28 protein-coding genes and 5 pseudogenes are annotated in these 25,575 nt (G+C 56.7%); 14 read left to right on the top strand and 19 right to left on the bottom strand.

Annotated features, from left to right (window positions below; all coding sequences use genetic code 11):
• Nucleotides 1-100: 100 nt before the first annotated feature.
• Nucleotides 101-235, top strand: a complete 135-nt coding sequence (locus tag FHT78_RS29725) for a hypothetical protein (RefSeq protein ID WP_281412890.1) — start codon at nucleotides 101-103, stop codon at nucleotides 233-235.
• A 697-nt stretch (nucleotides 236-932) separates the two neighbouring features.
• Complete coding sequence (locus FHT78_RS28435) at nucleotides 933-1,862, top strand: XdhC family protein (RefSeq protein WP_183749891.1); 930 nt, start codon at nucleotides 933-935, stop codon at nucleotides 1,860-1,862.
• Nucleotides 1,863-2,170: 308 nt separating this feature from the next.
• On the opposite strand, the gene FHT78_RS28430 is transcribed toward FHT78_RS28435, so the two are convergent.
• Entirely contained in the window at nucleotides 2,171-2,947 is a 777-nt protein-coding gene (locus FHT78_RS28430; RefSeq protein WP_312858784.1) for a nucleotidyltransferase family protein, read from the bottom strand.
• A gap of 599 nt (nucleotides 2,948-3,546) precedes the next feature.
• Here FHT78_RS28430 and FHT78_RS28425 point away from each other — a divergent pair.
• The 5 genes and pseudogenes from FHT78_RS28425 (at nucleotide 3,547) to FHT78_RS29530 (ending at nucleotide 5,971) form a co-directional block, all read left to right on the top strand.
• Entirely contained in the window at nucleotides 3,547-3,870 is a 324-nt protein-coding gene (locus FHT78_RS28425) for a hypothetical protein (RefSeq protein ID WP_183749890.1), read from the top strand.
• Between the two features lie 319 nt (nucleotides 3,871-4,189).
• Entirely contained in the window at nucleotides 4,190-4,444 is a 255-nt protein-coding gene (locus FHT78_RS28420) for a type II toxin-antitoxin system Phd/YefM family antitoxin (RefSeq protein ID WP_183749889.1), read from the top strand.
• The gene (locus tag FHT78_RS28415) at nucleotides 4,444-4,872 is read left to right on the top strand and encodes a type II toxin-antitoxin system VapC family toxin (RefSeq protein WP_183749888.1); all 429 of its coding nucleotides are present in this window, start codon (nucleotides 4,444-4,446) and stop codon (nucleotides 4,870-4,872) included. Before FHT78_RS28420 ends, FHT78_RS28415 begins: the two co-directional genes overlap by 1 nt.
• Nucleotides 4,873-5,323: 451 nt before the next feature.
• Nucleotides 5,324-5,485: pseudogene (locus FHT78_RS28410) on the top strand (DUF1778 domain-containing protein); the annotation flags it as partial.
• Nucleotides 5,482-5,971 (top strand): annotated as a pseudogene (locus FHT78_RS29530) (GNAT family N-acetyltransferase). The pseudogenes FHT78_RS28410 and FHT78_RS29530, both read left to right, overlap by 4 nt.
• A gap of 168 nt (nucleotides 5,972-6,139) precedes the next feature.
• Here FHT78_RS29530 and FHT78_RS28405 read toward each other — a convergent pair.
• A complete protein-coding gene (locus FHT78_RS28405; RefSeq protein WP_183749887.1) occupies nucleotides 6,140-6,751 on the bottom strand; it encodes a L,D-transpeptidase in 612 nt (203 codons plus the stop codon).
• An 83-nt stretch (nucleotides 6,752-6,834) separates the two neighbouring features.
• On the opposite strand from FHT78_RS28405, the gene FHT78_RS28400 reads away from it, so the two are divergent.
• On the top strand, nucleotides 6,835-7,368 hold the full coding sequence (locus FHT78_RS28400; RefSeq protein ID WP_348644771.1) for a GNAT family protein: 534 nt from the start codon (nucleotides 6,835-6,837) through the stop codon (nucleotides 7,366-7,368).
• 409 nt (nucleotides 7,369-7,777) lie between these two features.
• Here FHT78_RS28400 and FHT78_RS28395 read toward each other — a convergent pair whose 3' ends face one another.
• Complete coding sequence (locus FHT78_RS28395) at nucleotides 7,778-8,413, bottom strand: hypothetical protein (protein ID WP_183749929.1); 636 nt, start codon at nucleotides 8,411-8,413, stop codon at nucleotides 7,778-7,780.
• 154 nt (nucleotides 8,414-8,567) lie between these two features.
• Between FHT78_RS28395 and FHT78_RS28390 the strand changes: the two genes are divergently transcribed.
• Complete coding sequence (locus FHT78_RS28390; protein ID WP_183749886.1) at nucleotides 8,568-9,104, top strand: hypothetical protein; 537 nt, start codon at nucleotides 8,568-8,570, stop codon at nucleotides 9,102-9,104.
• 94 nt (nucleotides 9,105-9,198) lie between these two features.
• Entirely contained in the window at nucleotides 9,199-9,516 is a 318-nt protein-coding gene (locus FHT78_RS28385) for a hypothetical protein (protein WP_183749885.1), read from the top strand.
• Nucleotides 9,517-9,678: 162 nt separating this feature from the next.
• Here the strand turns inward: FHT78_RS28385 and FHT78_RS28380 are convergent, their stop codons facing one another.
• Nucleotides 9,679-9,897: a hypothetical protein gene (locus FHT78_RS28380; protein WP_183749884.1), complete on the bottom strand. Its 219-nt coding sequence runs from the start codon at nucleotides 9,895-9,897 to the stop codon at nucleotides 9,679-9,681.
• Nucleotides 9,898-9,907: 10 nt separating this feature from the next.
• On the opposite strand from FHT78_RS28380, the gene FHT78_RS28375 reads away from it, so the two are divergent.
• From FHT78_RS28375 to FHT78_RS29840, 4 genes and pseudogenes are all read left to right on the top strand, one after another.
• Nucleotides 9,908-10,114 (top strand): hypothetical protein, encoded by a 207-nt coding sequence (locus tag FHT78_RS28375; protein ID WP_183749883.1) that lies wholly within the window; start codon nucleotides 9,908-9,910, stop codon nucleotides 10,112-10,114.
• Between the two features lie 75 nt (nucleotides 10,115-10,189).
• The gene (locus tag FHT78_RS28370; RefSeq protein ID WP_183749882.1) at nucleotides 10,190-10,441 is read left to right on the top strand and encodes a hypothetical protein; all 252 of its coding nucleotides are present in this window, start codon (nucleotides 10,190-10,192) and stop codon (nucleotides 10,439-10,441) included.
• A 142-nt stretch (nucleotides 10,442-10,583) separates the two neighbouring features.
• Nucleotides 10,584-10,732 (top strand): annotated as a pseudogene (locus FHT78_RS29525) (D-alanine--D-alanine ligase A); the annotation flags it as partial.
• Complete coding sequence (locus tag FHT78_RS29840) at nucleotides 10,709-11,050, top strand: HAD family hydrolase (RefSeq protein WP_348644773.1); 342 nt, start codon at nucleotides 10,709-10,711, stop codon at nucleotides 11,048-11,050. The pseudogene FHT78_RS29525 and the gene FHT78_RS29840, both read left to right, overlap by 24 nt.
• A gap of 760 nt (nucleotides 11,051-11,810) precedes the next feature.
• Here the strand turns inward: FHT78_RS29840 and FHT78_RS28365 are convergent.
• The 15 genes and pseudogenes from FHT78_RS28365 to FHT78_RS28295 form a co-directional block, all read right to left on the bottom strand.
• A complete protein-coding gene (locus FHT78_RS28365; protein WP_183749881.1) occupies nucleotides 11,811-12,839 on the bottom strand; it encodes an IS110 family transposase in 1,029 nt (342 codons plus the stop codon).
• Between the two features lie 176 nt (nucleotides 12,840-13,015).
• Nucleotides 13,016-13,195: pseudogene (locus FHT78_RS29520) on the bottom strand (integrase core domain-containing protein); the annotation flags it as partial.
• Nucleotides 13,196-13,358: 163 nt separating this feature from the next.
• Nucleotides 13,359-13,814, bottom strand: coding sequence for a response regulator (locus FHT78_RS28355; RefSeq protein ID WP_183749879.1), 456 nt, complete (start codon nucleotides 13,812-13,814; stop codon nucleotides 13,359-13,361).
• Nucleotides 13,815-14,703: 889 nt separating this feature from the next.
• On the bottom strand, nucleotides 14,704-14,841 hold the full coding sequence (locus tag FHT78_RS28350) for a hypothetical protein (RefSeq protein WP_167078042.1): 138 nt from the start codon (nucleotides 14,839-14,841) through the stop codon (nucleotides 14,704-14,706).
• A 605-nt stretch (nucleotides 14,842-15,446) separates the two neighbouring features.
• Nucleotides 15,447-15,656, bottom strand: a complete 210-nt coding sequence (locus FHT78_RS28345; protein ID WP_183749878.1) for a cold-shock protein — start codon at nucleotides 15,654-15,656, stop codon at nucleotides 15,447-15,449.
• A 291-nt stretch (nucleotides 15,657-15,947) separates the two neighbouring features.
• Nucleotides 15,948-16,453 (bottom strand): annotated as a pseudogene (locus FHT78_RS28340) (fatty acid desaturase); the annotation flags it as partial.
• A complete protein-coding gene (locus tag FHT78_RS29720; protein WP_210278581.1) occupies nucleotides 16,450-16,683 on the bottom strand; it encodes a DUF4167 domain-containing protein in 234 nt (77 codons plus the stop codon). The gene FHT78_RS29720 and the pseudogene FHT78_RS28340, both read right to left, overlap by 4 nt.
• A 387-nt stretch (nucleotides 16,684-17,070) precedes the next feature.
• Nucleotides 17,071-18,369: a glycoside hydrolase family 130 protein gene (locus FHT78_RS28330; protein ID WP_183749876.1), complete on the bottom strand. Its 1,299-nt coding sequence runs from the start codon at nucleotides 18,367-18,369 to the stop codon at nucleotides 17,071-17,073.
• 30 nt (nucleotides 18,370-18,399) lie between these two features.
• Nucleotides 18,400-20,682: a glycosyltransferase family 4 protein gene (locus tag FHT78_RS28325; protein ID WP_183749875.1), complete on the bottom strand. Its 2,283-nt coding sequence runs from the start codon at nucleotides 20,680-20,682 to the stop codon at nucleotides 18,400-18,402.
• The gene (locus tag FHT78_RS28320; RefSeq protein WP_183749874.1) at nucleotides 20,679-21,632 is read right to left on the bottom strand and encodes a class I mannose-6-phosphate isomerase; all 954 of its coding nucleotides are present in this window, start codon (nucleotides 21,630-21,632) and stop codon (nucleotides 20,679-20,681) included. Before FHT78_RS28320 ends, FHT78_RS28325 begins: the two co-directional genes overlap by 4 nt.
• Before the next feature lie 733 nt (nucleotides 21,633-22,365).
• Complete coding sequence (locus FHT78_RS28315) at nucleotides 22,366-22,632, bottom strand: DUF1488 domain-containing protein (RefSeq protein WP_183749873.1); 267 nt, start codon at nucleotides 22,630-22,632, stop codon at nucleotides 22,366-22,368.
• Nucleotides 22,633-23,351: 719 nt separating this feature from the next.
• Nucleotides 23,352-23,630, bottom strand: a complete 279-nt coding sequence (locus FHT78_RS28310; RefSeq protein ID WP_183749872.1) for a hypothetical protein — start codon at nucleotides 23,628-23,630, stop codon at nucleotides 23,352-23,354.
• Between the two features lie 285 nt (nucleotides 23,631-23,915).
• Nucleotides 23,916-24,290, bottom strand: a complete 375-nt coding sequence (locus FHT78_RS28305) for a hypothetical protein (RefSeq protein ID WP_183749871.1) — start codon at nucleotides 24,288-24,290, stop codon at nucleotides 23,916-23,918.
• Between the two features lie 86 nt (nucleotides 24,291-24,376).
• Complete coding sequence (locus tag FHT78_RS28300; protein WP_183749870.1) at nucleotides 24,377-24,631, bottom strand: hypothetical protein; 255 nt, start codon at nucleotides 24,629-24,631, stop codon at nucleotides 24,377-24,379.
• A 132-nt stretch (nucleotides 24,632-24,763) separates the two neighbouring features.
• Nucleotides 24,764-24,964: a hypothetical protein gene (locus tag FHT78_RS28295; protein WP_183749869.1), complete on the bottom strand. Its 201-nt coding sequence runs from the start codon at nucleotides 24,962-24,964 to the stop codon at nucleotides 24,764-24,766.
• Nucleotides 24,965-25,575: the final 611 nt, after the last annotated feature.

The raw sequence follows: 25,575 nt of genomic DNA, 5'->3' as shown, positions 1-25,575 counted from the left end.
GTCTCTGACATTCCGCCAACCAACCGATTTGTGAGGCGCGCAAGCACATTTGCAACGTCCATTGCGGTTGATCGGATGGCTGACAAGGAAAGGAAAACTCATGGCACACGAGTTCAGCAGCTACGGGTTCGAAAGACACATCGTCCCGACGATGATTGAAGGGGTGCTTGCCGATATCATCCTCTTCACCTCCATCATCGCGCTGACGGCACTCATGAGCCTGACCGGAGACTGATCGGGATCGGTTCGGCCGGCGACAGTTTTGGCGGCGTTCGGTATGCCCGTGCGACAGAGCCGGTGCAGCTTTCCGCCGCCGTTCAGACGAGGCCGAGGGCGTTTAAAGCGGCGCGATGGTTGATGACGATGCAAGCATGAGGAGAACGATATGCGAAGGGCACCTGTCCAGGGGCGGCACCGCAATCGCTTCGTGGTTTGGCGCGTCGCAGCCGCATCTTTCGCCATGTACGGATGTGAAGCTGCGGGGTGGCCGACGCCGTTCCAGTGCCCGCTGAACGTGCTGGTGTTGACTGTAGGCCTTCTTAAAGTCTTCGGCCGCATGCTTCTCGCGACCGACGTCTGCCCGCCAGGTGGCGAAACCGACCACGGGGCTTCTGATTGGCATCGGCGCCGATCAACCGGCGCGTCTGCGTACGCCGATGAGGCGTGGAGACCTGTGGCGGCCAGTTTTCGAAGGAATGCCGGGATGAGCGCCCGCCGCCTGCGCCCTGATTTCCCTTCGCCTTGCTAGCCGAGAGATTGATACAATTCCCCGGATTCCTGACAAACACACACGACAAGTTCAAGCTACGATCCAGTCGAGCGAGACCCCTTTACCCTAAGTCCAGCTCCACGGCATCGACAGCCTGCCTTGGATGGCGATGCCGGATAACGCGAAGCTGCGGGTGTCTTCAGGTTGATTTCGAGGATCCAATATGAACGAAACCGTATTCATAGAGAAATTTCCGACGCCCATTCAGGCGAAGGCGACCGACGATCCGATCGAGATCCTGCGGTTTGCAGAAGAGCAATTTCAAAGAGGTGCGGTTGCTGTTGCGATGCTCGTCAGCATTCGGGGTGGGGCAGCGCGCTCTCCTGGATCGCTCATTGCAGTCGCAGCTGACGGCAGCTACTGCGGCTTTGTATCGGGGGGATGCATTGAATCCACGGTGGCCTTCGAGGCTTTGCTCGCGATCTCTCAAGGAAAGGATCGCGTAGTAATGTTCGGCCAGGGCTCCCCCTTTTTCGACATTGTTCTTCCATGCGGAGGAGGGCTCACCGTGGCAATCCATGTCTTGCGTACAGCCTCAGTCCTCCGATTTGTACTCGAGCGACTTGAGCGCAGGCAGCCGGCGGGCGTTCGCTACTCGCCGCGAAATCAGGTTCTTGCACCCACCGACCCGCCTGCTCAATCGGGCTGGATTGAGGAGGACTTCTTATCCGCCTACCGTCCGCGCACGCGCGTGGTCATCTCGGGGCGTTCGTTGGAAGCGCAGATGCTCGCTCGCTGTGCAACTGTTCTCGACTTTGATGTCACCCGGCTGGAAAGCGCGGATGGCGATTATGTCGCAAGAGCGATCGATGCTTATACGGCTGTCGTGCTACTCCACCACGATCTCGATGCAGAAAAGCGGATACTTGCAGCGGCGCTCGCTTCGCCGGCCTTTTACATCGGCGCTCTCGGCAGCACGCGGACACATGCCAAGCGTATCGAGATGCTGGCAAGTTCCGGCGTTTCTAAGGCTGACATCGAGCGGATTAAGGCTCCGATTGGATTGTTCGGACCAGCGCGCGATTCAGCTTCGCTTGCGCTTTCCGTGCTTGCCGAGATCGCTGCTGTGCGGCAGGACATAGGCGAACAATAATGCAATAAAGTCGCTGCGATCCAGGTCGTAGCCACCTTTGCAGAAGGGCTTTGCGACAACTCCGCATTTCCTTGGCTAATGCGCTAGCAGTTGCTTGCCCTCCGGTCATGCTTGGCGCCTCTAGGAGTGGCGCTTCTACTGCAGACAATGTGGGGTGGGGAAATCGCCTTACAATCGGGGCGGTGAAGCCGAGCGCTCTGATGCCGCTTGATGTTTTCCTGCCGCCGTGGTTGGATATTCTCAATATGGATCGCTGCGGTAGGACGGTTGTTGGTCCTGGAAAGCAACAGGTTCGCAGGCTGCAAACTCTACGTGCGCAAAATCCCTCCCGCGGCTTCAACTGCATCAGGCGTATCGACGTCGATGAGAGCGCTGTCACCAATCTCGACATCGACAATGGGAAGGCCTGAGCCTTTGATCAACTCACGTGCGCCTTTGTCCCCCTTCAAATTCTTCAATCGGCTATAAAGCGCTTCAGGAATAATGGCCGGGTTGCCGGGCTTGCCTCGCGCGGCGGCACGAATGATCGATTTGCCGCGTGCGGCCCGAAACGCTGTTATAAGAATTTCCAGGTCCATCACCGTGAGAGCAGGCATATCGGCGAGCATGATCATAATGCCATCCGGGGCTCCTACCTCGGCGGCTGTGACGCCGAGGGCAAGCGAACTTGCCATCCCCGATGAGAACGCAGCATTGCGAACGACTGTGACCGGCAGATCTTCAATGGCGCGCTCTAAATCGACGTGTCGATAGCCAGTCACTGCGATCACCGGGCGGCCGTTGGAATTGCTCGCCGTGATCGCAGAGCGGCGGATGAGCGGCATCCCATCAAATTCCGCAAGCAACTTATGGGCGCCGATCGTGCCCATTCTGCTCGATTGTCCCGCCGCAAGGAGAACAACAGCAACGGAAATCGGTCGGTTTGATCGTCCCTGCATCGAATTTTCAGCCTCAGGCCACCAAGGGGTTGCCGATGGCGGTGCGCTGACGTCGCTCTGAAATTCACCGGAACAATGCTTTCGCTGCGATCGATCGGCGGGAATGAGGCATTTGCAGGAAGCCGCAATTTCCTGGTGCTCCGTCATATCGATCTCCTCGCTGGGTCCGGTGTGCTCCTGAGCCGATGTTTAGGCAAACGATCCCAACGAAAATGCTATCATTATTTTGTCGTAAGAGTGTGTCGCGCCGTTACCAAATTGTGTCGAAGGCTCTCGGTTCTAGGAACACCCAAACGGCGCCGTGACGGCGTAAGGAGAGATTTCCGACCTCAGGGACGCTCTCCCGATACGTTCGCGATGAAGGCCTGTAGGTCGCCCAGAATCAGGTCGGCTCTTCTAGGGCGGCTAAATGCCGGCTCTCACCATATCGGTCCAATGCACGATGTCGTAGGTTTTCTCAGCAAAAGACTGGGGCGTGGGCAAAAACACGAGAATGGGAAACGCCGCGCATCGATGCCGAAGTTGTTGGTGGCGTTGGTTTGAGTTCCGGCACACCAGCGCAAGACGCCGAGTGTGCTCAGGCGGGCGTTGACCTCTTCCTAAGACTTTCGAAATCCTTATTTGAAAGGCCAGTGATCTGAACTCCGCGCAGCTATCCACCTCGTAGCACTTGCCTTGGTTGCTGTTTGGATGACCAAGCTGGTGTGCCTCAAGTTTATTGGGTCTTTTCGACGGTCTATCCGCGCGTGCGCTGGCACCGCGCTCCCCACGATCTATTGGTTTTTGCGCTGCCCGACAAGGGCTGGCATCTTGTCCATCAAGAGGAATTTCTGCTCAAACTGATGGATCCCGCCGCGGCGCTTTCGCGCAGGGGGTACACGTGCGCCGACACGCGTTTCAGCCTGGAGATCCACGGTCAGGAAATAGAACATCTTTCGGTTTCGATCATCGACGGCGTCGCGTCCGTCAGCCAAGATCACCAAGCATCGGAAACGATCAGCATCGCAGCCTCTGGGGTTTCGGTCGGCCGCGTTCCTTCGCCGCACTGGCGGCCTCGATGGGTCCGATGAGGCAATCATGATCCTTGATCGCGTATTCACCGGGCCTCCGCCCTGGGTCGGAGAGCATTTCTAAATGCGCGGCCTTGAGCGCACCTCACCAGCAAAGAAGAGCGGCTTAGGTGATCGGATAAGTAAGCCCTGCGAGCGCCTCACGGCATGCCATTGCCCGATATTGCAGCTTAATGGAAAATCCCGTTTTGCTAAGCCTATTTGCGCGCGATTTCGAGGTCAGGCGCCAGAGCGTTTCTCCTCGCCGGCGGGAGTCCTTGTAAATCAGCCCCATATGAACTAAATGTGGTTACGTAACCACGATCATGGGAGGCTTGTTATGAGCGTCACCACACTTTCGGGCCGAGAACTTAATCAAGATTTAGGTCGCGCCAAGCGAGCCGCCCAGGAAGGGCCTGTGATCATCACCGACAGGGGCCGGCCCGCGCATGTCCTTTTGTCGTTCGAGGATTACAAGCGGCTTACCGGCAAAACGCGCACGCTCGGCGATATGCTCGCGGCGCCGGGTGCGGAGGACGTCGACTTGCCGCTCGTGTCGCGCACGGAACATGCTCAGCCGGTTGACCTGTCCTGATGCTGCTGCTCGATACCAACGTGGTGTCGGAGTTGCGCAAGGTCGCAAGCGGCAGGGCCGATCCCAATGTCGTGGTTTGGAACGAAACCGTAGATCCGGAAGAGACTTTTATTTCATCTGTCGTTTTGCATGAACTCGAGATTGGTGTCCGGCTGGTGGAGCACAATGATGCTGCGGCCGGGAAGGTGATGCGGAATTGGTTGGAAAATGCCGTGTTGTCCGCGTTTTCCGGACGTATCCTCCCCCTTGACGAGTCGGCCGCCCGTCAGGCAGCCAAATGGCATGTGCCTCACCCCAAGCCAATCAACGATGCCTACATCGCAGCGACGGCGTTCACGCGGCGAATGACGCTGGTGACACGCAACGTCAAAGATTTCGAGACCCTCGGGGTCGCACTTAAAAATCCCTGGGATGCTCCACTCGCCTGATGTGTCAGTCGGCGTAGGATCGCGCCGGCAAGGCAGCCAAAGTGGTTTCGACCGAGGGTTTGCACTAAGGCCATGAATACCAGGCGTGGTCACGATTAGCCGAAGAAGTCGAATTGGATCAACGCTAGCGTTGTTTCAAAATCAAAGAGCCCGTATCTGTCGCGGAGGGCTGTGTTCGAAGCCCCAGCTTTCCGTTTCTAGTCAGTCAGACTAGTCAGATATTTGAGGCGCTTGACCTGAGGTTGATAGCAACGTCGAAATTGGCGAGATCGAACGCCCGTTGCCCCTGAGGGCGTGCGTGATGGTCTGCAAATCGCTGGCCAGCTGACAGGTGATCCCAATGTTCTGCGCGCCCTGAGGCAAGCCAAGAAGATAGAGAAGTGCGCGTTGGCGATCTGTACGCCTTGAAGACGCACGCCATTGAGGATGAGGGATTTTCGCCTATATTCCGTCGCAATCCGCCCTGCGAGAAGCAGAGGCTGTCATTGAAGAAGCCGAGACGATCAAAGTGTCAGAACGCGATCATCTTCGTATTCTTGAGCTTCTAGAAAATCCGCCCAAACCCAACGCCAAGCTTCGAGCGGCGATTGCCGGTTTGCCCGACAGCCTATGACTTTACCTCCATGGCATGAGGAACCGATCGCCAAGTCTCACGGTCGGGCGGCCTTCGATTGCGGCGACAGTCAAATGAACGAGTTTCTGCTCCGCTTTGCCCGACAGAGCCATGAGCAGAATGCGTCGAAAACCTTCTGTGCTATCGACGACGCAATGCCCGGCCGGATTCTTGGGTTCTATACGATCGCGCCTTCGGCAGTCGAGCATGCGACTGTGCCAGATGCAATGACACGCGGTCTTGCCCGCGATGATGTGCCGGGCTTCAGGTTTGCGCGACTGGCTACCGACCGCGCGGTTGCCGGGCAGGGACTGGGAGGCCGGCTCCTAGCCGCCGCAGCGCTCCGCTGCCTGCGACTTGCAGGAGAGGGCGGGGGACTTCTACTGATCATCGATGCCAAAGGCGAGCGAGCCGCCAACTGGTACGCTTCCTGTGATGCCGCTCATCACCTTCGCGGCCGACTTGCGTGCCAAAGGTCTCCTTTGAGTCCGTAAGACGCGGGCGTTAAGGCCGCGGATCTTTGCCGCCCGTCCGGGAGAGGGGCAGGCAATTCAGGACCGCAGAACGTGTGCGATTGAGGTTCCTGCCGCTTGCCGGGGCGCGTAGTGATCGCGAAATCGGTCGGCAGTAGACGCTCAACGGGCGTAGCGCAAGTCACCGTTGGACGATCACCCTGGTTCCCGGTTGCACCATCTCGTAAAGCTCTTCGACGTCCTCGCGGTACATCCGAAAGCATCCGCTCGATGCATTGGTGCCGATAGAAGAGGGGTCGTTGGTGCCGTGTATGCGCAGCAGGCCGTCGGCCAGGTAAATTGCGCGAGTTCCAAGCGGATTGGCAGGCCCAGCCTTCACGACCTCTGGAAGCCTTGGGTTCTTCTGTCGCATGCTCGGCGTTGGCCGCCATTCGGGATGCATCCGCTTGGATACAACCCGGGTTGTTCCGTACCATTGCTTGCCTTCACGACCTACAGCTATCGGGTAAGCGAACTGCTCTCCGCTTGCTGTCGTGTAGATAAGGGTGTGCTCCCGTGTGGCGATCACGATGGTTCCCCTGCCAGTTCGCGTCGATGGTTCGCGCCGTTCCTGCAAAGGTTCCCGATAGCCAGGTTGGGGCTCGTAGTAGGGAGGTGGGGGATAGGGGCTGTAGGGGTCCTCATACCCATACGGGTCGTATTCGTCGTATCCATCATACGGCGCGTAAACCTGGGCTTGGACATGCGCCGCTGTCAGAAAGAGGCTCGCAGCCAGTAGAACCAGCAATCTCATTTTATGCCATCCGCTTGTTATACAAGCATGATTGGGCAGAATGTCTGTGGCGGCACTATGGCATAAAAACACTATGAACGGCCATGATGATTTGCTCGGAAGGCCCAAGCTTGCGGGTACGGCACGCTTCGCCTGACGATGCGGCAGCTCGTTTTTCGCTGGGAAACAACGCCGACATTGTGAGGATGTTCGGCGTCAGCCATTCCGACACGAAACCTGTGACAATGGATGCGGCTGATGCGTGGGCTCGCGGCCACGCGACCAATCCTTACGCTTGGATTATTGAACTTGCGGGACGGCTGATAGGAGAAATCAAACTCCACGGCATTCATGCGCAGGATCGCAGAGCGTCAATGGCAATCGCAATCTGTGATCCCATGCAGCTTAGAAAGGGACATGGAAGCGAAGCCATCCGCCTGCTTTTGCACCACGCCTTCACCGAGCTGAATTTTCACCGCATTGGCATAAGGGTTCTTGCTTACAATGAGCGAGCAATCAGGCCCTACCAGAAGTGTGGATTTGTGATTGAGGGACGGGAACGAGAAACCGTCTTCGTAGACGGTGTGTGGCATGACGATCTAATAATCGGCATACTCTCCAGAGAATTTCAGGCGTAGCCGTCGCCGAAGATGTCGGCTTCGGGCCGAACCCCTGCCGGCCCTTCGCATCACAAGGAGCTCGCCTATCCGGCTACTCGGGATCGCATGACACGGTGGTCAGGCGACGGTTTTTGAAGAACTTGGTAATGGTGCGACACCGGTAACCTTTCTCGCCTTTGGCTCTCCTTCAGCGTTGTCCGCGGGGTGATTTCAGCGGCTATGTCTTTCGCGGTTCGTACCCGGCCGTAGCCATTGCACCGTATGCCGGTTAGCTGACGGTCTAGCTCGCAAGTGCCCTTAGAGAACCCCAAGATATCGGACGTAAGTGATGCGTCTCTAACTGACGTATGGGATCCGAATATGACTTTCTTGGCAAGATTGCTTTGATCGGGGTCGTGCCGCAGCAATCCGAAGAGAGACGCCAGTCCTACCGAAGGAGGCCGTCGCGTCCGAACTCGTCCCATCCACTTAGCCTGGTCGCGGCTTCCTCCGCGCGTTCAGTTTGTTCGGCTTTTTCCTTTTTCTTCAGCGAACGGGTCAGCTTCGCCTGGTATGCGGCCCGCCTGCGATTTTCCGCTTTCGCCGCAGCGTCTTCCTCCCTCCATTCGTCCACGGCGCCGCGATCGAGCAGATCCTCAACAACTCGGGGGTCGAATACGTGAAAGGTGATCTTCCTTGCACGCCCTTGCAGCCTGACTGTTCGCGTTCCAGCGCTTGGCAGGCGACCGTCTTCGAGCCAGCGCTTCCGCTCTGCTGCCGTGATTGTCAGGATATCCTCGATCTCACGCGGAATGATCGGAAGATCTGCGATGTCGTCGAGCGCACTGGAAACGGCCGATGCCGTTGCTCTGAATGCTGTCTTCGAAGTCTCTGGCATGACGAGGATGAGCCCGCCTGCGTGCATATTCAGCGACTTGCGGACCGGAGATGGTAGTCGTGAGCGGATTTCCTGCAGAATTCCCTTCACTCGGACACCGGATCCGAGGGTCACAGCAACTGGAAGCGGCCACTCACTGATCAGTTCGGGATCGTTGCTTTCCTTCTTCTTCTTCGTCTTAGGCATGTCGCAGCAAATGGTGTCTAAGGGGCAGAGCGTCAACGGAACTCTGCGTGATTTCCTACGTTCTCGCAGCAGGTGGAGCCCCGATGTCTGTGCCAAATGAGCCCATTGTGCCGCCTCCATCACCGCCGCCGTTGAATTTGTACAATATAATCAAATGCCGAGTGACAAGGGTGCCCGTTCAACACTCTCGCCTGCTGGAATTTCTAGCTTCTTTGAAGCGCCGGCAGCGATCGTCCGCAGAGACGACACGCACGAGGCAGATCCGGAAAATAAGATGGTGGCGGAAATATCCGCTCCATCAAGTCGAACTTGCAGTTCAGCAACGGCGACTTCGACACCCGCCTTTTCGAATGGGAAAGCCGTGAAGGAAATTCTGAACACCTCAGTAAAAAGGCAACCGGATCCGCGCCCCAAGAAACGCACGACGATGATACTCCCTAAGCGGCACCACTACGTCCCTGAAATGTTGCAGAAGAACTTCGTCGACGAAGACGACCGCCTCTGGACGTTCGATAGCCGAAACAGGGGGAGGGGTATTTGGCGTAGCTCGTATGAAAACCTGTTTCTCGAGGGCATCTCCATAGCTATATCCATCCGGAACGCACAAAAGACCCTCACTGGAGAAATCTTCTCGGATCTGGAAAGCGAGCTGCTCCCGTCACCCGCAAGCTATCGATGCGGCGCAGCGTGATAGCTGCCCCGGACTGACCAAAGCTGAGCGTCTAACGTGGGACGTCTTCTTTTATAAGCAGTCGCGCCGTGTCCCTGATTTGTTCGCCTCCTTGATGACGTCGAACAGCATCGCGACGAAGTTGAGCGAATTCTGGATGAGTTGGAGCGCCCCGGACGACGGCCTCACCAATCAGGAACGACGCGAGCTTCTCGATCCGGACGCGCTCAGACGCATGCGGAAAAACCTCAGGGTTGCCGCTCTGAAGACAGGAAGCGACGACGGTCTGAAGGTGATCGGCGTGCGTGGCATTGTCATCGGCCGGGTGGACAATTTCAAAAAGCCCTTCGTCCTAGGAAGCCGTCCCGTCGTGAAATTGACGCCCGTGAGGATAACGGGACCTTCGCTGGTGGATAGGTCTTTTCCTCGGTAGACAAGTTGTCGAGTACAACCGTAACCGTAACCGTCGTCTCGCTCTCGCCATAAATAGCGAAAGTCTCCATGGCGCTGAAGTGTTTGCTCATTTCGTTCACCCATTTGCACGCTCCAGGCTCGACGTCTACGTCCGATCACCAAGGCCATCGTTACGCTCCGGTCAGTTGAGCATCAGGGGGACTGTTCGCATCCGATCAGCTTTTACCCGCGCTTCCTCGACGTTCTGCGCAGGGAACATCCTGACGAAATAGTTGTCTCCCGGTTGGGTACGGCTTTGCAGTTCTCGCTCAATAGCTGCGGCTTCGGCTAAATTATCAAACACCTCGTGTAGCCGATTGCGTGTGTCGTCGGTGTGTATCGCATAGACATAGTATCGCATTGGGGCCTCCTTGGACCACTGGCGAAGCCGGCTCAGCCTTTCCGGGCGTGAACAAAGCCATGTAAGCGACGGCAACAATGATCGCGATGACGAATATCGTCAGCACGAACTTAATCATGCCTTTGCTGGCTTTTCGTTCGGTGTCGCTCATGAGAACTACAACATGGCTCGGGCGCCGAAGTTCCGTTTATTGGCAAGCGACGACCAGGACGCATGATTCTTGCAAACGGAGGGATACTTTCTCGCAATTCCTGTTGCGCGCGCTACCTCTGATTCCAGAAGGAGTCCGAACTTGGAAAATCTCAAAGAGTTTGCTTCAAGCACGAATGGCGATCGGTGGTTTCTCGGCGTTGACGCTGCCACCAACAGCGAAGTCGTTGTTCATCGTGGCAACCCATCCTCCGGTGGGCATGAAACGACAATCCCAGTGAGTTCATTCTTGAATCAGCGGCCGTTTGGTCCGGAACATCAGGCTTTGGACTCGTTGCTCGCAGATCGAAGAGCATCCAAGAGCGAAGCCCCCGCCAAGCCGGTCGAGCGGTAGGGAAGGCTCCATCACAAGTCTCGACTTCTCAGGGGCAAAGGCCGTATGCGGAAGCACCGGCCATTTACTATTGTGTCTTGCCGGTGCCATAAGGCGGGCCAGCTCATCACCGGTTAGGATTGGCTCCGGGATCTGCCCGCGCAGCGTGCTTGAGGACACCAAGGGCGGTCTGTTCGTATCCCGCCGGGGTGAGATCATCCCGGCCGAAGCTGTGGTTTCTACAGCTACGATGCGAAATATACCGATGAGGATGGGGCGGCGCTGAGCATTCCGGCGAAGCTTCCGGCGGATCCTCTCACGTCATGCGTTACCCTTCTCCGACAATTAGGGGACGATCGAGTCACGGAAGCGGTCGACGCCTACCGGCAGGATTACGGCGCTCGAGGCCTGCTTTTCAGTGAGGTTTACGACGGTATCCCTGATGCTCTGCTGGCGATGAGACAATCTGCCAGACTGTACCTGGCTACGTCGAAGCGCGAGACATTCGCACGCAGGATCCTTGAGAATAAGGAGCTGGATGGGTTGTTTGCCGGTATCTACGGATCGACGCCGGACGGCCATATCGACCATAAGCCGGAACTGATCGCCCATGTGCGAGAATGGCCTTGAGCGCGATCACTGCGTCATGGTCGGGGACCGGCGGTACGACGTTGCCGGCGCCGCAAACCTGTTCCGCCCCCGGCATCCGTTAGGCGGGAAGCGAGACCACTGTAGGCATGTCCACCACCTGTGAAACCCAGAACTCTCATCCCGGCGCGTCTGGCGGCGGCCGGCGTCGCCCAGCCTAACCCCCGAAAGGTAGGCGGAGGAGTCAATGTGTCATGTTAGTAGTGCCTTGAACGCGAACTCAACGAGGTGAAACAGCGCAGGGCGCCGCCGGGATGATCCGCTGTAGCACCAAAGAGCAAAATCCGCCGTTCGACCGCATATGCCAGACTTGCCGAAAACTCCGCCCCGCCCCGTATTAGAGGCCCCGTAAGTGAGCGGTCCTAGAGACGGTGACGGCAGGTTACTTAGCCTTCTGGAACGAAAGTTCCCGAACTACGTTGTGCTCCGTTTTCCCGCACATTCGATGCGAAAGACGCCCAGCCGGTTCAGCGATCCACGCCAGCGTGACGCCGCAAATATTTGGGCGATACGTGTCAAACAGCCCTTTAATTGCGGGTGTTTGTCAAGCGCCTGCAACATCCTTGCCGGGGTCATGGTCCTTTCCGAGGTCGTTGCCTCATGATGTTGTTCGGGTCGAGTGCTTCAACGTGTCCATCGATGTGCCTGTTGGGCCATCAGCCGATTGACCGAAGTCACCGCAACCACCGTCCCGGCGGGGACATTGCAGACCCCGTCTAGGGCCTGCAAACTCAGGTTTAGTTCAAGCGGTTTTCTGAGCATTCCATTCAAAGGTGGTGCCGTCGACCCAGATGCAGTGAAGAATGACAGCGAGCTTTCGGGCAACGGCGCCCTTGGCCTTTTTCATCCCGATGCGCTTCGCAAGCCGCAGCCCCCACGCCTTCAATGTGCACCATTTCTTCGTCCTGTGCAGCAGGACCGACGCGGCCTCGAACAGATACGTTCTTAACAGTCGATCGCCCCATTTCGATGTCTTGCCGTTCGTGTCGCTCTCCCCAGATTGCTTTCGCCTGGGTGTCAGACCGAGATATGCGCCAACTGTCGCGGCCGATCGGAACCGACTCGGATCGTCGATGGTGTGACGGAACGTCAGCGCTGTGACGACGCCGATGCCTGGCACGGTCATCAGCCGACGGCTTGTTTCGTCGGCGCGTGCAAGAGCGGCGATCCGCTTGTCGAGCTTTTCCTGTTCGCCGCAAACTTGTTCATGAATGGAAAGCAGCGGGGCGATGACATCTTTGAGAGGGTGTTCGGCATCGACCAATTCCGCCACCTTACGCCGGAACATCGACCCAATGGCGCGATCGAAGAACAGTCCATACTCCTTCACCATCGCTCGTATCTGGTTTTCGATCGCTCGTCTTATTTCGATCAGGCGCGAGCGGTTTACGAGCAGGGAGCGAACCTGCTGGCTCTCGGCACTCTTGACCTTCACCTCCCGGTACCAGCCGATGCGAACCAGCTCCGCTAAGCCTCGGGCATCATTCTCGTCGCTCTTGTTCATGCGCACCGATAATGCGGCTTTCGCGTGCCGTGCGTCGATGCAGACGACAGGTAAGTCGATACGCCTGAGCTCATGCCACAGCCAGCTCGACATAGCTCCAGTTTCAAAGCCGATGCGTTCCGCAAACGGCGCTTTCCTCCGGATCAGCTCTGCCAGGGCTCCGGGATTCGACTTAGCTCTACCTTCGAAGATCAGTCTTCCGGTCTCGTCCACGACACAAACGGCTGTTTCCCGTTGCGATATGTCCAGGCCAACATAGTGTTTCATGCGAGTCTCCTTCGAGGATGGGGCTCAAATATTGAGCGTCATTCCAAGAACTAAGGCGAGCAATTACGTCATGGTGTCCAAAATTCACCCCTAATTGGAGTGCGCCCCTCGGGGTGGACAATGATCAGGCTGCTGATTTGCCAGTCTGCCGGATGTGTTGATCCTCGAACTGTTTGGGGGCTCAGGTAGCCGAGTGCTGAATGGAGCCGGCGCTTGTTGTAGACCTCCTCGATGAAGTGGGGAAGGTGTTCAGTGATGTCTTCGAAGGTTTCGAAGGCCATCGGATAGACCGCCTCGACCTTCAGCGTTTTCATGAAGCTTTCGGCCTTGGCATTATCGTACGGATTGCCGCCGCGGTCGAGTGGCCACCCGGCGATGGATTGCGAATGGCGGTGAGACCGCCGGCTGGGCAAAGGCCGGGACGGCAGGCAGACCGCAGCCGTTTGGCACAGCGCCCGCCGAGGAGGCCAAGCAAAAAGATTGAGCGCCCGAGCCGATCTCGTCTTTCATGCTGACAAGCTATTGGCCAATCCCGCTCGTGGCAGCATCGTTCAGCAGAGTGGTTAATGCGGTGACGAGCTGGGCATGGACGAAAGGCTTCTGAAGCAGAACGCTATTGGGAACGCCTTGAGCTGCCCATTCCTTGGCGCTGTCGCCTGTCATATAGATCACTGGGATAAGCGGCTGCAATTCTCGCGCTCGGCGAGCCAAATCCCAACCGTCTGTTTGTCCTGGCATCCTCACGTCGGTTATCAAGGCGCAAAAGCGAGCAGAGTCCTCTTCCAAAGCAAGAATAGCCTCATCCGCATCCGATACGGCGCGGTGCTCGAAGCCTGCTTCCGTCACGACGTCTTCGAGACTTAGTTTGATGAGTAATTCATCTTCAGCGATGAGAACAAGCAGCTTGCTACTGTCTTCGCTGATGATTTTCTGAAAAGTCTCGGCGCAATCATCGACCACGAGCGCGTCCTGCATTGGCAGGCGGGAGCTCTTAGCCCTCAGCCGCCAGCGCCTACGAATTCATTGCTGACGATGAGGGATACGTAGAGCTTTTCTGTATTAAGTCCATCCTTAATCCATGGAGGACGGTATTAGTCAGGGCAAGAGGCAGCGTCCTGAGCCGCACATTCTTCCGGCACAGGTGTTCGACACGCGCGGGTGAACAGGGGAGATGTTCATCGAGAAGGCGGCTGATGGTTCTCACCCCTTCGAGATCGAAGAAGCACCACAACGTGACAATTGAGCCACCTCAGTCCGATCGTTCTATAGCCTCGCGGCTCCGGCCCCGGATCTCTGAGCGTCGCAGATCAAAGCTTATGCCGACGTCTCAAGAGTCCGTCAGACCTGTCGCCGGTCAGGCGAGCGGCGTGAAAGTGGGTAGCCCGGCGCGTCATAGAGCGCGCGAATCTGGTTCTGATCAAAACGCGCCTCGTCAATCTCCAACATAGAGCCACGCTGCTGACTGTTTGGCATGTCCTCTACGGCGAAACGCAGGGCTTCGGCAGCTGTCTCGAACCGCCGATAGCGAGGGCCGCTTGTTCCACCTTTCGACTTGCCGGCGTAAAGTCCAGCTCCGCCCGTATAATCGAACCGGGTCACATTTGAGCCCTCGCGGTTGCGACAGGATGACGGAGGCGACGGGCGGCATCTCGCACGGTCCGTTCGCTATCGCGCAGTTGGCGCTGGCGCAGCTGCATCCCTTTTCGAAGGTTGAAGAGCTTTTCGGCACTGGAACCGGCTTCGGCGGCAGGTGCACGAAACAGCCCTTCTGCGGATTTTCGGGTGGTGTAGCTTGTCATTTTGTCCTCGAAGAATGAGCGCGCTATCGCGCCCTTTGCGATGGTATTGGCGTGACAACGACGAGCTATTTCTTGCTGACACTCGCGGTGTGGCCGCCCGTGAGCTTGACCTGCGAGCCAGAGGGCGCGGGTGTCACTGTTGCGGTCTTGTCTTTTTTCGGTTTACGGATTTCGCGGTTGCTACGCGTTTGGCCTTTGGCCATGGGTTTATCCTTCGGCGCCTAAATGTCGGCGCTGTTTGAGCTGGAGTGATTTGGGTCCGCGTTTGTCTCGAAGCAAATTTGCTAAACTGGGAGGAGCGTCCTGCCTTGAAGTATCGTCCGCATGCGGGTTCCGTCGATGCCGAAATTTAGAAAGGCACTCATCGCCGCCAGGGGCAGGTTTCGCTGAGCGGCTCGGGTGGCCGCGGTCTCGAGAAGCGCGCGAAGGGTCGCTTGTTCATGATATCCGAATGGACTCGAACGGGCCAGATTTTGTGAAACGTAGCCGGAATACTCGTTGGAAGACATCGTGTCCTCCTCTCGTTTTGGTAAGGCCGTCGGAAAGACAGCGATGCCTATGATGCGGCTATTGCGTCTGCCACGTGCCTGCCTCGCCGTTTGGGCAGGCTATTGTCATTTGTGCCTGCGATGCCGCTCGGGCCGGATATTGCAGCGGTTGAAACCGGACCCGTCCTTGCGGACGCTTCGGAGATTAAAATTGCCAATCTCTGTGGCGGGAAAAACAAAAGGCCGGGCATGAACCCGACCTCTCACAGTCATTCAGCTTTGCTGCCAGTACATCCGTGGTCAGCGGTCGAATGACCTTATCACGCCGCTTGAAGGTTGTCGGCAGAACTCTTTCCGGACTTGCGGTCCTGGACGATGTCATAAGTGATCTTCTGACCATCCGAGAGCGAACGCATGCCGGAGCGCTCGACGGCAGACACGTGCACGAACACATCCGTGCTGCCATTGTCAGGCTGAATGAAGCCGAAGCCTTTGGTGGAGTTAAACCACTTTACAGTACCAGTGTTCATAACGATTTCCTTTCTAAGCAATCGTTGTGGTTCCCGCGATGCCTTGCGGAATAAGATCGATTATTTGAGAGGAAATCCGACGGGAGCATAAAGCTCTGGAACGACGTCACAAGCATTGGTCGATAATCAACATATAAGCTCAATTTTTGGTTTTGCAATACCTATCTGGTTTTTGTTCTAAGCTCCTGCTGTGTTGGTCGTATCGAACCTGTGTCGCGCAACCAGTCTCTCGTGCGTTCGACAAAATTCCGGTCTCCAGCGTGCGACCCTGAATTTTCCAAAGGAGCTTTCGCTGGCGATCACCATCACCGCGATGTTGGTAGCTATCGTCGACATCCATGGAAGCACACCTTCGCGCATCATCCCCATCGGCAGCCGTTGCTGAAACAGGAAGAGCCGGGCAGGGCCTATTCGAAACATCACCAGCGGATGCCGATAAAGGCGATATCCAATCTGTCTCCACCGGGACCGACCATAGTATTCCGTGACGGTAAGAGTGGTAATATCCCCGACGCCGCGCTCATCGAGATTGCCGGCCGACGCGTGGTGCGTAGCATGCGCCCTGCGCCAATAGTCATGAGGCGTCAGGGTAAGGACGCCGAGAACGCGTCCTGTCCAGTCATCGAAGCGCGAAGCCGAAATGAACCGCGAGCCAAGTCAGCGTCCAGAAGGCGACGAAAGGGCGTCAACTCGAACACGCTGCGGCCCGCATGCGGCTTGCGATATTTCGCAAGGATTTTGAGCCAGGCTTTTTCGTCCGAACCTCGTTCCATGGATGACTTTGTTTCCGCGATCATCGTTGCATGCCGGCTTTCTCCAGGGCTGCCGCGAGATAGAAGTGTTCAGCGTGCTGATAAAGGTTCTCCGCCTCGACCCCGTCACCGGCATGGGCGGCTTCTCGGGCTGAAACCATATATTGTTCATATCGTCTCATTAAGTTCTGCGGGCTCGATATTACTTTTTTATCTGCGGTGGCTCGAGCACGGCTGCTGGCAAACGGAGTAGAATTTCGGCGTGGTGATTTCAAAACAACAATTCAAGCCTGCATGAGGCCTGCTCCATAAAGGTCGTAATTTCGGGAATGATTGACGGCGACTAATCTAGGCGAACTCGCCAATGGTATCGCCCCTCGGGGCGGCATCGCAGTTGAAGGTAGCGTACCGCGGCATTACGGCCGTTTGATGTTGCTGGTCTCCCGGTGTCGGCACCAAACAGTTGAAGGCGGCCTAGATTCGAAGGGCGAGTTCCCAATGCGATATCTTGGCTCGGGCTGTTTGTTGCCCGACTGAAGCAGTACCCGTAAACAGGCCTGATGCTGCAGGGGTATTCTGAATAGGAGGGCACAGCGGCTATGGCTTGGCTTCGGCCGGCTTTAACCTTCACCGCGTTGCTGATTATAACCCAAAGCAGAGAGTCAGCCGGTCAACGTGTCCAGCAGATCGGCAATCTTAATGGTCGAGAAGTTCGAGAACGTGTCGCAGATGGCGTATGGTAGCACGATCTGATCGTTGTGACGCATGGCGCCACATGTGTAGACGACGTTCGGTACATATCCCTCGCGTTCCGACGGCTCCGGGTGAACGAGCGGCTCTTTCGAGCGGGCGAGAACCTTGGACGGATCACGTTTGTCGAGAAGGGCTGCGCCGATTGCGTATCTTCGCACGGGTCCGACGCCATGCGTGAGAAGCAACCAGCCTTCGTCGAGTTCGATCGGCGATCCGCAATTGCCCATTTGCACGAATTCCCACGGAAATTTCGGCCCGAGAATGATCTCGCCGCCATTCCAGACGTGGAGGTCATTGGAACGGATCAGGTAAAGGTTTTCATTGTCCTGACGGCCGATCATCGCAAACTGGCCGTCGATCTTTCGCGGGAATAAGGCCATCCCCTTGTTCTTTGCAGCTGTCCCCATGAGAGGTGTCATCCGGAACGACAGAAAATCTTTAGTCTCGAGGAGTTCAGAGCGAATGTCTCTGCCATTATAGGCCGTGTAGGTGGCGTAATAGGTTTTGTGCCCAGCCTCTTCGAACTCGACGAAGCGAGCATCTTCGATGCCGTTCGACTGCGCAGCGCTGACTGGAAAAATCACCCGCTCACTGATTGGCTGCTCGGAGAAAAACCTCAGTTCCAAAGGCTCGTCGGGAGATGTGGATAGGGGATTTTCAACAACGGGAATGGACGCAAGTCGCGCCGTAGGTTCGATATCCACAGTGCCATCCTGGTCGACAATTCCCGATCGAAAGGTGAGAGACGAAACATGTCCTTCGCCGACCGCACGCAGGCTCAAGACAAAGCGCTTGCTGCCGCTTGGGACCCCTGACTGATCCGCATGGGCGACAATGCTTGGGTTGAACAGAGCGGATGCCTCGAAGGAATATTCGTGCATGAAGAAGGCACCGACGAGTTGGCGTTGCACCTTGGTGAAAGTAATATGCGGTGCGAACGCCTCTTCCATTTCATAAGCGCGCTTTTCGAACGTTGCCAGCAGATTACGGTGTCGGCCCTCGAAGTTTTCGAGAATCTCTGCAAGTTGCTGCTTTGCGACCTCGATGTCGAGGCCGAGCACACGATCGACTATGTGATTGGCACGCGTTTTGTCCGTCGGCTTGAGATCTCGCGGTTCCGCGGCTGGCTTGAAGGGCCGCACCACGACGCGCGTAGGATCCGGTCGTAGGAAAAGTGCTTGGCGGTTGAGAAATGCTGTCTGTGACACAATGATCTCGATCTGATTTGAGGCTGTGATTCATGCCGTCAGTGCGCGAAGCTGGCCGAATGTCGATGGATGGCCACTCGCGCGCGAAAGCTTGCGATACTCGAGAAGGCCAAGGAGATAGCAGACTACGGATTCGCCGCCTCTATTTTCATTGAGACGCGTCGGATGCAGACCGTCGCGGCAACTGCCTGTTTCAAGATCCACGACCGGCAATGAGAGATCGTTGCTGCCGAGGAACCAGGCGAAAGCTTTTGCAGCCTCTTTTTTCCATGTGATGTCGTGGCCGACCCGCCATGCCGCATGACAAGCAGCGATCGTCGCCGATGCTTCCAGAGGCTGTTGGTCGAAGTGCTTCACCTCTCCCGTCCGATCTGTAAAGCCATCCGTTCCGATCGGCCTGAATAGCCCTTCAGGCCCCGTCTGTATCGTCAACAGCCATCGTAAGGATTTGAGGCCTGCCGCCACATAATCGGGGCGTGCAGCACCCAGTCCCGTCACGATCAGGGCCTGACACAGCCGGGCATTGTCGTAGGACAGGTTCTCCTCGAACCAGGTCCAGCCCGTTCTCTCGACGCGATGGAAGATATCCATCATCCTGTCGGCCAGGGACGAGCGAATGTGTTGCGCGAGTACGTCCTGAGGCGAGGCCGCGCAATAGCCGTCCAGTCCCAAAAGCGCAAAGGCCCAAGCGCGTGGGGAGCCGAAACCTTCAACGGTTGGCAATGCCTGCGCGAACAGGGCCGTAGCCCACGCGCGCCGGGAGGGGCTAGTGTCGCCACGGGCGCATTCCCCGAGAGCCCAGAGCGTTCGGCCGTGGCTGTCCTGTGATCCCTTGTCTTCCAGCCAGCGTCGGTCGAAGCCCATAAAGTTTCTAAAATGTTTCTCGTCGGGGTTCCAGGCGTGCTGCACGAAGGAAGCGAAGCGCGAGGGGAGCGCCTCCGGAAGAAGCCGTTCGCCGGGCTCGTTGAGGGCAACCGACAAGAGAAGCGCGCGGGCATTGTCGTCGACACAGTAGCCGTGCGCCCGATCAGGCACCGAATAGACGGCATGCTGGAATAGTCCTGTATCGTCGCACATCGACATGAAGTAGCCGAGCTGAAGCTCGGGCAGGGGAGGGGCCTTTTGCATCACGACATTCTTTGATGCTGCGGGCCGGCGTGCGAGATTTTGAATCGCTACCTGTGAGAACAATGCGAGATAGCGCTCCGCGGTCTTTTGCCATGTCATCGGTCGGCTGGTTTGGTATGCCTGCCGGCGCATTACGTCGCGTCTTGCGTCATTGGTGAGAAGCGACGCGATCTCGCGTCCGATGGCCGTCGGGTCACCGAAGGGAACGAGCACACCACGATCGTTAGCCAGCAGCTCTTGAGCATGCCAATAAGGTGTGGAGACGACTGCCTTCCCGAGACCGAAGCTGTAAGCCAGGGTGCCCGATGTCATCTGGGCTTCGTTGAGATAAGGCGTGGCATAGACATCGCACATGGAAATGAACTCCAGCAGCGTTGCCTTATCGACGAAGCGATCGAGAAACACCACGCTGTCCTCGATGCCCAGGTCGTTCACCCGCGTCACCAGGCTCTCGCGATAGGCCTCACCTTCGTCGCGTACGAGATTGGGATGAGTTGCCCCAAGGATCACGTAGACCGCATCGGGCCGACTTTTCAAGATCAAGGGCATGGCATCGATCATGACCTCGATGCCTTTGTTGGGCGAGAGAAGGCCGAACGTCAGGATCACCGAGCGCCCGTCGAACCCGAGGCCAGCTTTCGAGACTGCCGGTTCCAAAAACGGCATGTCGGGAATTCCGTGAGGAACGACCTCTATCTTTTCGGCCGCTACATGATAGACCTCCGACAACAAAGTCCTGCCCTTTTCCGCCATGACCACCAGTTTGTCGGACAGGTCGATGATTTTGTTCAGGACTCGACGCTGGCCGGAGCTCGGTTCAGCAAGAACCGTGTGCAGCGTGGTGACGACCGGCATCTTCAACCGCGACAGCAGCGCAACGATATGCTCCCCGTTCTCGCCGCCAAATATTCCGAACTCGTGCTGCAGGCAGGCTACGTCGAAATTGCCGGAGTTCAGCACATCTGCGGCACGAATATAATCATCGCGATTTTCATCGGCTATCGAGAGGCGGACCTCCGGCGGGTAATCGTAGACATGACCGTGGTCCGTCATGACCACGATTGCCGTGGCAACATGCGCTGGAGATTTGGAAACGGCATGCTGCAGATCAGTTGTGAAAGTCGCGATACCACAGCGGCGTGGCAGGGAGTTGCCGATGAAAGCTACATTTTTGAGCTGGTTCATAGCGAAGCTCCCGACGGGCTGGATGGAGTGACGTCGACTCCCGCAGGACCGCTGTTCGCGTCCGCAAAATCGGATTGCAGTCTATCTTTTATCACCTCGCGCAGGAGCCCGATCGCAGGCGCGCTCGCTGCGGTGGCGATGAGCAAAACGATTCCGTCAGGCCCGACACGGATGTCGGCACGATCAGCTTCTGCGAAAAACCCTTCGCCAATCGTGGCCGTCAAAGTTCCTATCGTTCCGTCTCCCGCGACGACCAGCGCCCAGCTCTCTCGGCTCGCGATCAATTCCCAAACGGTGTCCGCAGGGAGGTTCAACCTTTCGAGGGTGAAGAATGGGCAGGACATGAGCTCGGAGCGCTCGACGGTGATATGGCGTGGCAGCTTTCTGCTGCTCGCTGGTTCCAGCCGTGCCACGGCTATGGCTTGTTCGATGTGAAGTTCTCTTGAGCGTCCATGATCCCAGATGCGAAACGTCGTCTCGTTGCGTTGTTGGATCTCGGCAATGACCAGACCCGCACCGATGGCATGCACGGTGCCAGCCGGAACATAAAACACGTCACCGGCCGCGGCCGCCTGCCAGTCGAGAAGGCCCTCGATTGATCCGTCGATCGCGGCCTTCCTGAATTCGAGCTGTGTCAGTGGTCGCTTGAGGCCCACGGCGACCTGCGCCCCGTCTTCCGCTGCCAACACATACCAGGCTTCGCTCTTGCCGCTTTCCATCCCCATCGACCTGGCGGCGGCATCATCTGGATGAACCTGTATCGACAGAGTTTCCCGTGTGAAGAGAAGCTTCAGGAGGAGCAGACGATCCCGTTCCCCCGCCTCGTCATAGGCAAACGAGATTTCGCCGACAGGGCTATCCTGATGGTTTTCCTCCGATGCCCATGGCCCGAGATCAAGACGACCCCATGGCTTGAGCGTTGTTCTCACACTGGCACGGTCGAATGTCATAGTGGTCTCCTTGATCTTGCCGCTAAGATCGGGGTGACCTGAGATCGGATCGTCTTTTGCTGTCGCTCCTGTGCTGTCGGCACTGACCTTGAGAACCGCAAAGGCGGGAACGCGCTTGCGGAGCCGCTATCTCGCGCGGCTCGGCGCCATTGTGTCTATGCCCAGAAAAAATCTCCTCGGTCGCCAGTTCGTCGGGTCCGAAGGCGAGATCGCTCAAGGCGCAATAGACGGCGCCAGCGTCCTTTCAAATTCCTCCCTCGACACGGGCCAAGCCTCGGTGCGCCCGTTGGAGCTTAGGAGCAAGGTCATCGTCGTATGATAAGCCTCCCATGAGACGTCGATAGGCTCCTCGTCGATCTGTAGGTCGAAGATGCCTGGTGGATGAGGTTGCGCCATCCCGGGAAGCTGGAACGGTCGAACGATAGTGATGCTTTTCACTGTTGTGTTCATGATGGCACCTTCTGTCTGGAGAATGGAATGCTCTATGGCAGGCAAGGAGAGCGGAAGCGGCGATAATACCGCCGATGCCTCTATCCGCCGGCATTTCTGAGGAGGTCTATTTCCTTAGCGATGGGGCCCAGGAGCTTCCGCAACCGGTTCTCCTCCACCTGACCGAGGCGAAACCTTTTCGCAAATTCGCTCACAAGCACAGTTTTCGCTGCCCCTGGTGCTAGCGCCGGAGCTGATTTGGCTCGATGATGCACGATCGTATCCTTTCAGGATCACTGTATGCTCAACGAAAATGCGCGAGATCCAGCGTAATTGCGCTGGATCGAACTTTCGAATAAGCAGAGGTCGCAGCTTTCAAAATTCGCGGCCGCAACGCGTCGAACGCCGTCAGGTAGTCTGCCTCGCTGGCATTTCGATGCGATTTCTCGCAGGCCAAGACGTCGGTCGCCACATAGAACTTGATCTCGAACATCCCGTCGTATCCGGTGAAACGGACACAGCGATTTCTGTCGTCAAAACTACGAGCTTCGTTTGGGAACAAGATGCCCATCAGCGCCCACCCTCATCTTGCCACCGATCAACAGCGCTACCCTTCGATTGGGGATCAAGACATACTCGTGTCGACGACTGTTTGCGGTTGGCGAGAGAATGCAGGAGAGCCGATTTGGTCCTCACACCGCTACGGAACGCGGCTGAGAGGAAGAGCGAGGCGTCAGGTTTCATGTCGGGACTCGCGTCCGACTGAGATCCCCGGAGGCCGGCGGACCTTAAGACTTCCCTGACCAGCTTGAAGCCGGCGGACTCGACATGCGGTGCTGCTGGATTGGAAGACATTACATCCTCCTTTGTTGGGGCAAGGTTTTGCACCCTTGATGACAGCGCCCTAAAGAAGAGCCGTCACTAATATCTTAAGTCGTGCTGAAATTTTGAATTACAAGGGCAAAAAGGCGCGGAGCAATTTGCTCGATAGAAAAGATCGAAGTCGCGCCAAGATGCAATAATCGTCAAGCTCTCGGACGTGCAGCGCCAGCCACGCTCGTATCTATAAAGTGCCGCGCGTCGCTTTGAAAACTCCACGATTCTGAGGCGGTTTTCCTCAGCGGACCGAAAGTGGGCAGACGCCGACCCCTAGTATCCCGGTTGACCGTTGGGTGTTGTGTCAAGCGCTCCAAGATGTCGGCGCGAGAATATGGTTCAGAAAGGCTTTTGGGTGCAAGTCGCCAATAGGGGCTAACCCATGGCCGGTTATCAACGGATGATGAAGCGACTCTAATGAAAGCTAAAATCGGTGGAGGGATGATGCAACTCGAACTCACTCAAAAGCCTTATGGCCTGTGCGACAGACGTTTCGGCGGCTTCCGAGGTTTCCTGAGCAATGGCGGCCGCGTTTCGCGATAATTCTGCGGCCAACACTTCCATCTCGTTCCAACTCGGATACTCTCGAAGCTTAGCTACTCCCGCAGAGTATTGCAGCATCGATACGAGCGAGCGCAGGACCGCCTCCCGCCGTTCAGCACTCATACTCCCTAAGGTCGATCTGGTGGACATGGCACGCTCCTTTAAGGGGGCCGTCCGAAAGATGACCGAGAAGTGGCGACAACCATTCTCCGGGCGAGCTTGTATCCAACTAGGGCGTTCGCTACTTGGTGCAAGCGTTTGGATTTAGTACTTCGCCGCCCCCTACCTCCCCGCAACAAAAGGAGCCCTCCCAGGGTTGTGGGGGGCTCCGAGAAGCTTAGATGCCGGAACAGGTACCAAACGGCCAAGCTAGACAGTAGGCTCACAGAGCAGGTGTATTAGCGAATCAATTCGGCTGATCCTCCAAGCCCGCCCTCATTTGAGCGAAAATGAATAGGCGCAAGGTCTGCTCGCCTGCCAGGCCGGGCGAGTTTGAGAAAAGGAGAGAATATAAACTTCGGCAACCGAAGCTCTGTCCGCAAATTCGATGGGAGTCGTGTCGGCGCGTGGCTGGAGGTTTCTACGTCCTCCCTTCTGCATGGTGTAGTGACAGAATGCATCGATAACCACGGAGAACAGTACTGTTCGCGATGTGCTAGTGGTGATTTTGTAGTAACGACTGGTTCCCAACGATTGCCCCACGACATCGATTCGGTCTTGGAGGTGGAGGGTTTCGAGTGGCTCGGTTCGCGCGATGATGGGCTGGGCGGCCACAATTACGACCAACAATACCCGATTGAGTTTCGACATGACGTCTCCCCGCGCTTATATTCAAGATAAACAGCAAGGGAAATCGCCAGCTCCATCACCATTTCGGACTTCGATCGAATGGTGGCTTAGCAAAAAGCCTGGACACGCAACAGGTAATCCATAGCGCGACGCCTGCTATCACATATCCTCGCGAGAAGCGCATTGTCCGTTTCCGCCAATCCCCAGTTGGCTCGGCGCGTGCTGACAATCGCCGTCTGAGTGACAAGAAGCTTTGTTATCTTGTCGATCCTGTTTTCGGCGAACCTTAGATCCTTCTTCTGGGAACGGTGATTTCTCATCTGCTTGATTGGCGAGAAAGCCATCTGACTGCGGTCATTCATCTGAAAGACTCCCTGAGGTGTGAGTTGGGCGATGCGCGGTTCCTGAACAGACGGACTAGGACGCAGTACGGCTTCGCGATGTTAGTGAGCGAATTCAGCTGATCCTCAAAGCACGAGGATCAGCGACGGGCGTTACCGGAGTTGCGCGATTCCCAGTTTGATGACCTTGATAAGATCGCTCATCCGTTCGCCGTGGCTGTTCTGATATTCTTCCAAGGTAGGGGTACTGAGGGTGGCGTCGGCGAGCGCGGAAATTTGATTGTCCTGCACTGCCTTGGCGCCCAAAGCCCAAATCCGGTCGAAGAGTAGCCGGTCTAGCTCTTTATCTGCCATATGTTCCACGCCAGTCCTTGATTGAAGGTGAAGTCGGGACGGTGACGAGGAGCCGAGCAAGTGTATCCGGCCGAACGAATCCCCGGACGTTTTGCGCAGGCCGACACACCTCAACGCTCCTCATCCTGGCTCAGATCATAGGGATGGTAACAACGAGGACGCCAGCTAGCGCAGCTATAAGCACTGAGGTTTCGATGAGAAACATAATGATTTGCCTTCCCGTAAGACCTGGAAAATAATATTGCATGTTTTTTCCTCTCAAAAAAATTATTCTACAAGGTGCATCTTATCACTCTTTTCGGAAAATATTTTTTTATTTGCGAGAATACTAAAGTTTTTGGAATGGGCCGGCTCCAGCAGGCGCCCGTACCCGGTGCTTAGCCGCGCAGTGTCGCAAGCGCCCACTTTTCTCGCCCGCGACATGACGCCATCCAACCCCAGGCGCGGGGTCGAGGGTTCAACTCCTTTCAAGGCGAAGGGGCGTCCAGATGTCCATACCGAAGACATAGGTAACAAAACGTACCTAAGACATGGGTGACAACCTCGTGCCGAACGGGTTGTCGATGGTTTGCAAGGTTCTCTGCTCCAGGTCGATATATCCCAGATCATAA

It is taken from the genome of Rhizobium sp. BK196, assembly GCF_014193255.1.
Lineage (GTDB): Bacteria > Pseudomonadota > Alphaproteobacteria > Rhizobiales > Rhizobiaceae > Rhizobium.
The sequence above is the reverse complement of the archived record's forward strand: the minus strand, read 5'-3'. Positions and strand labels throughout refer to the sequence as shown.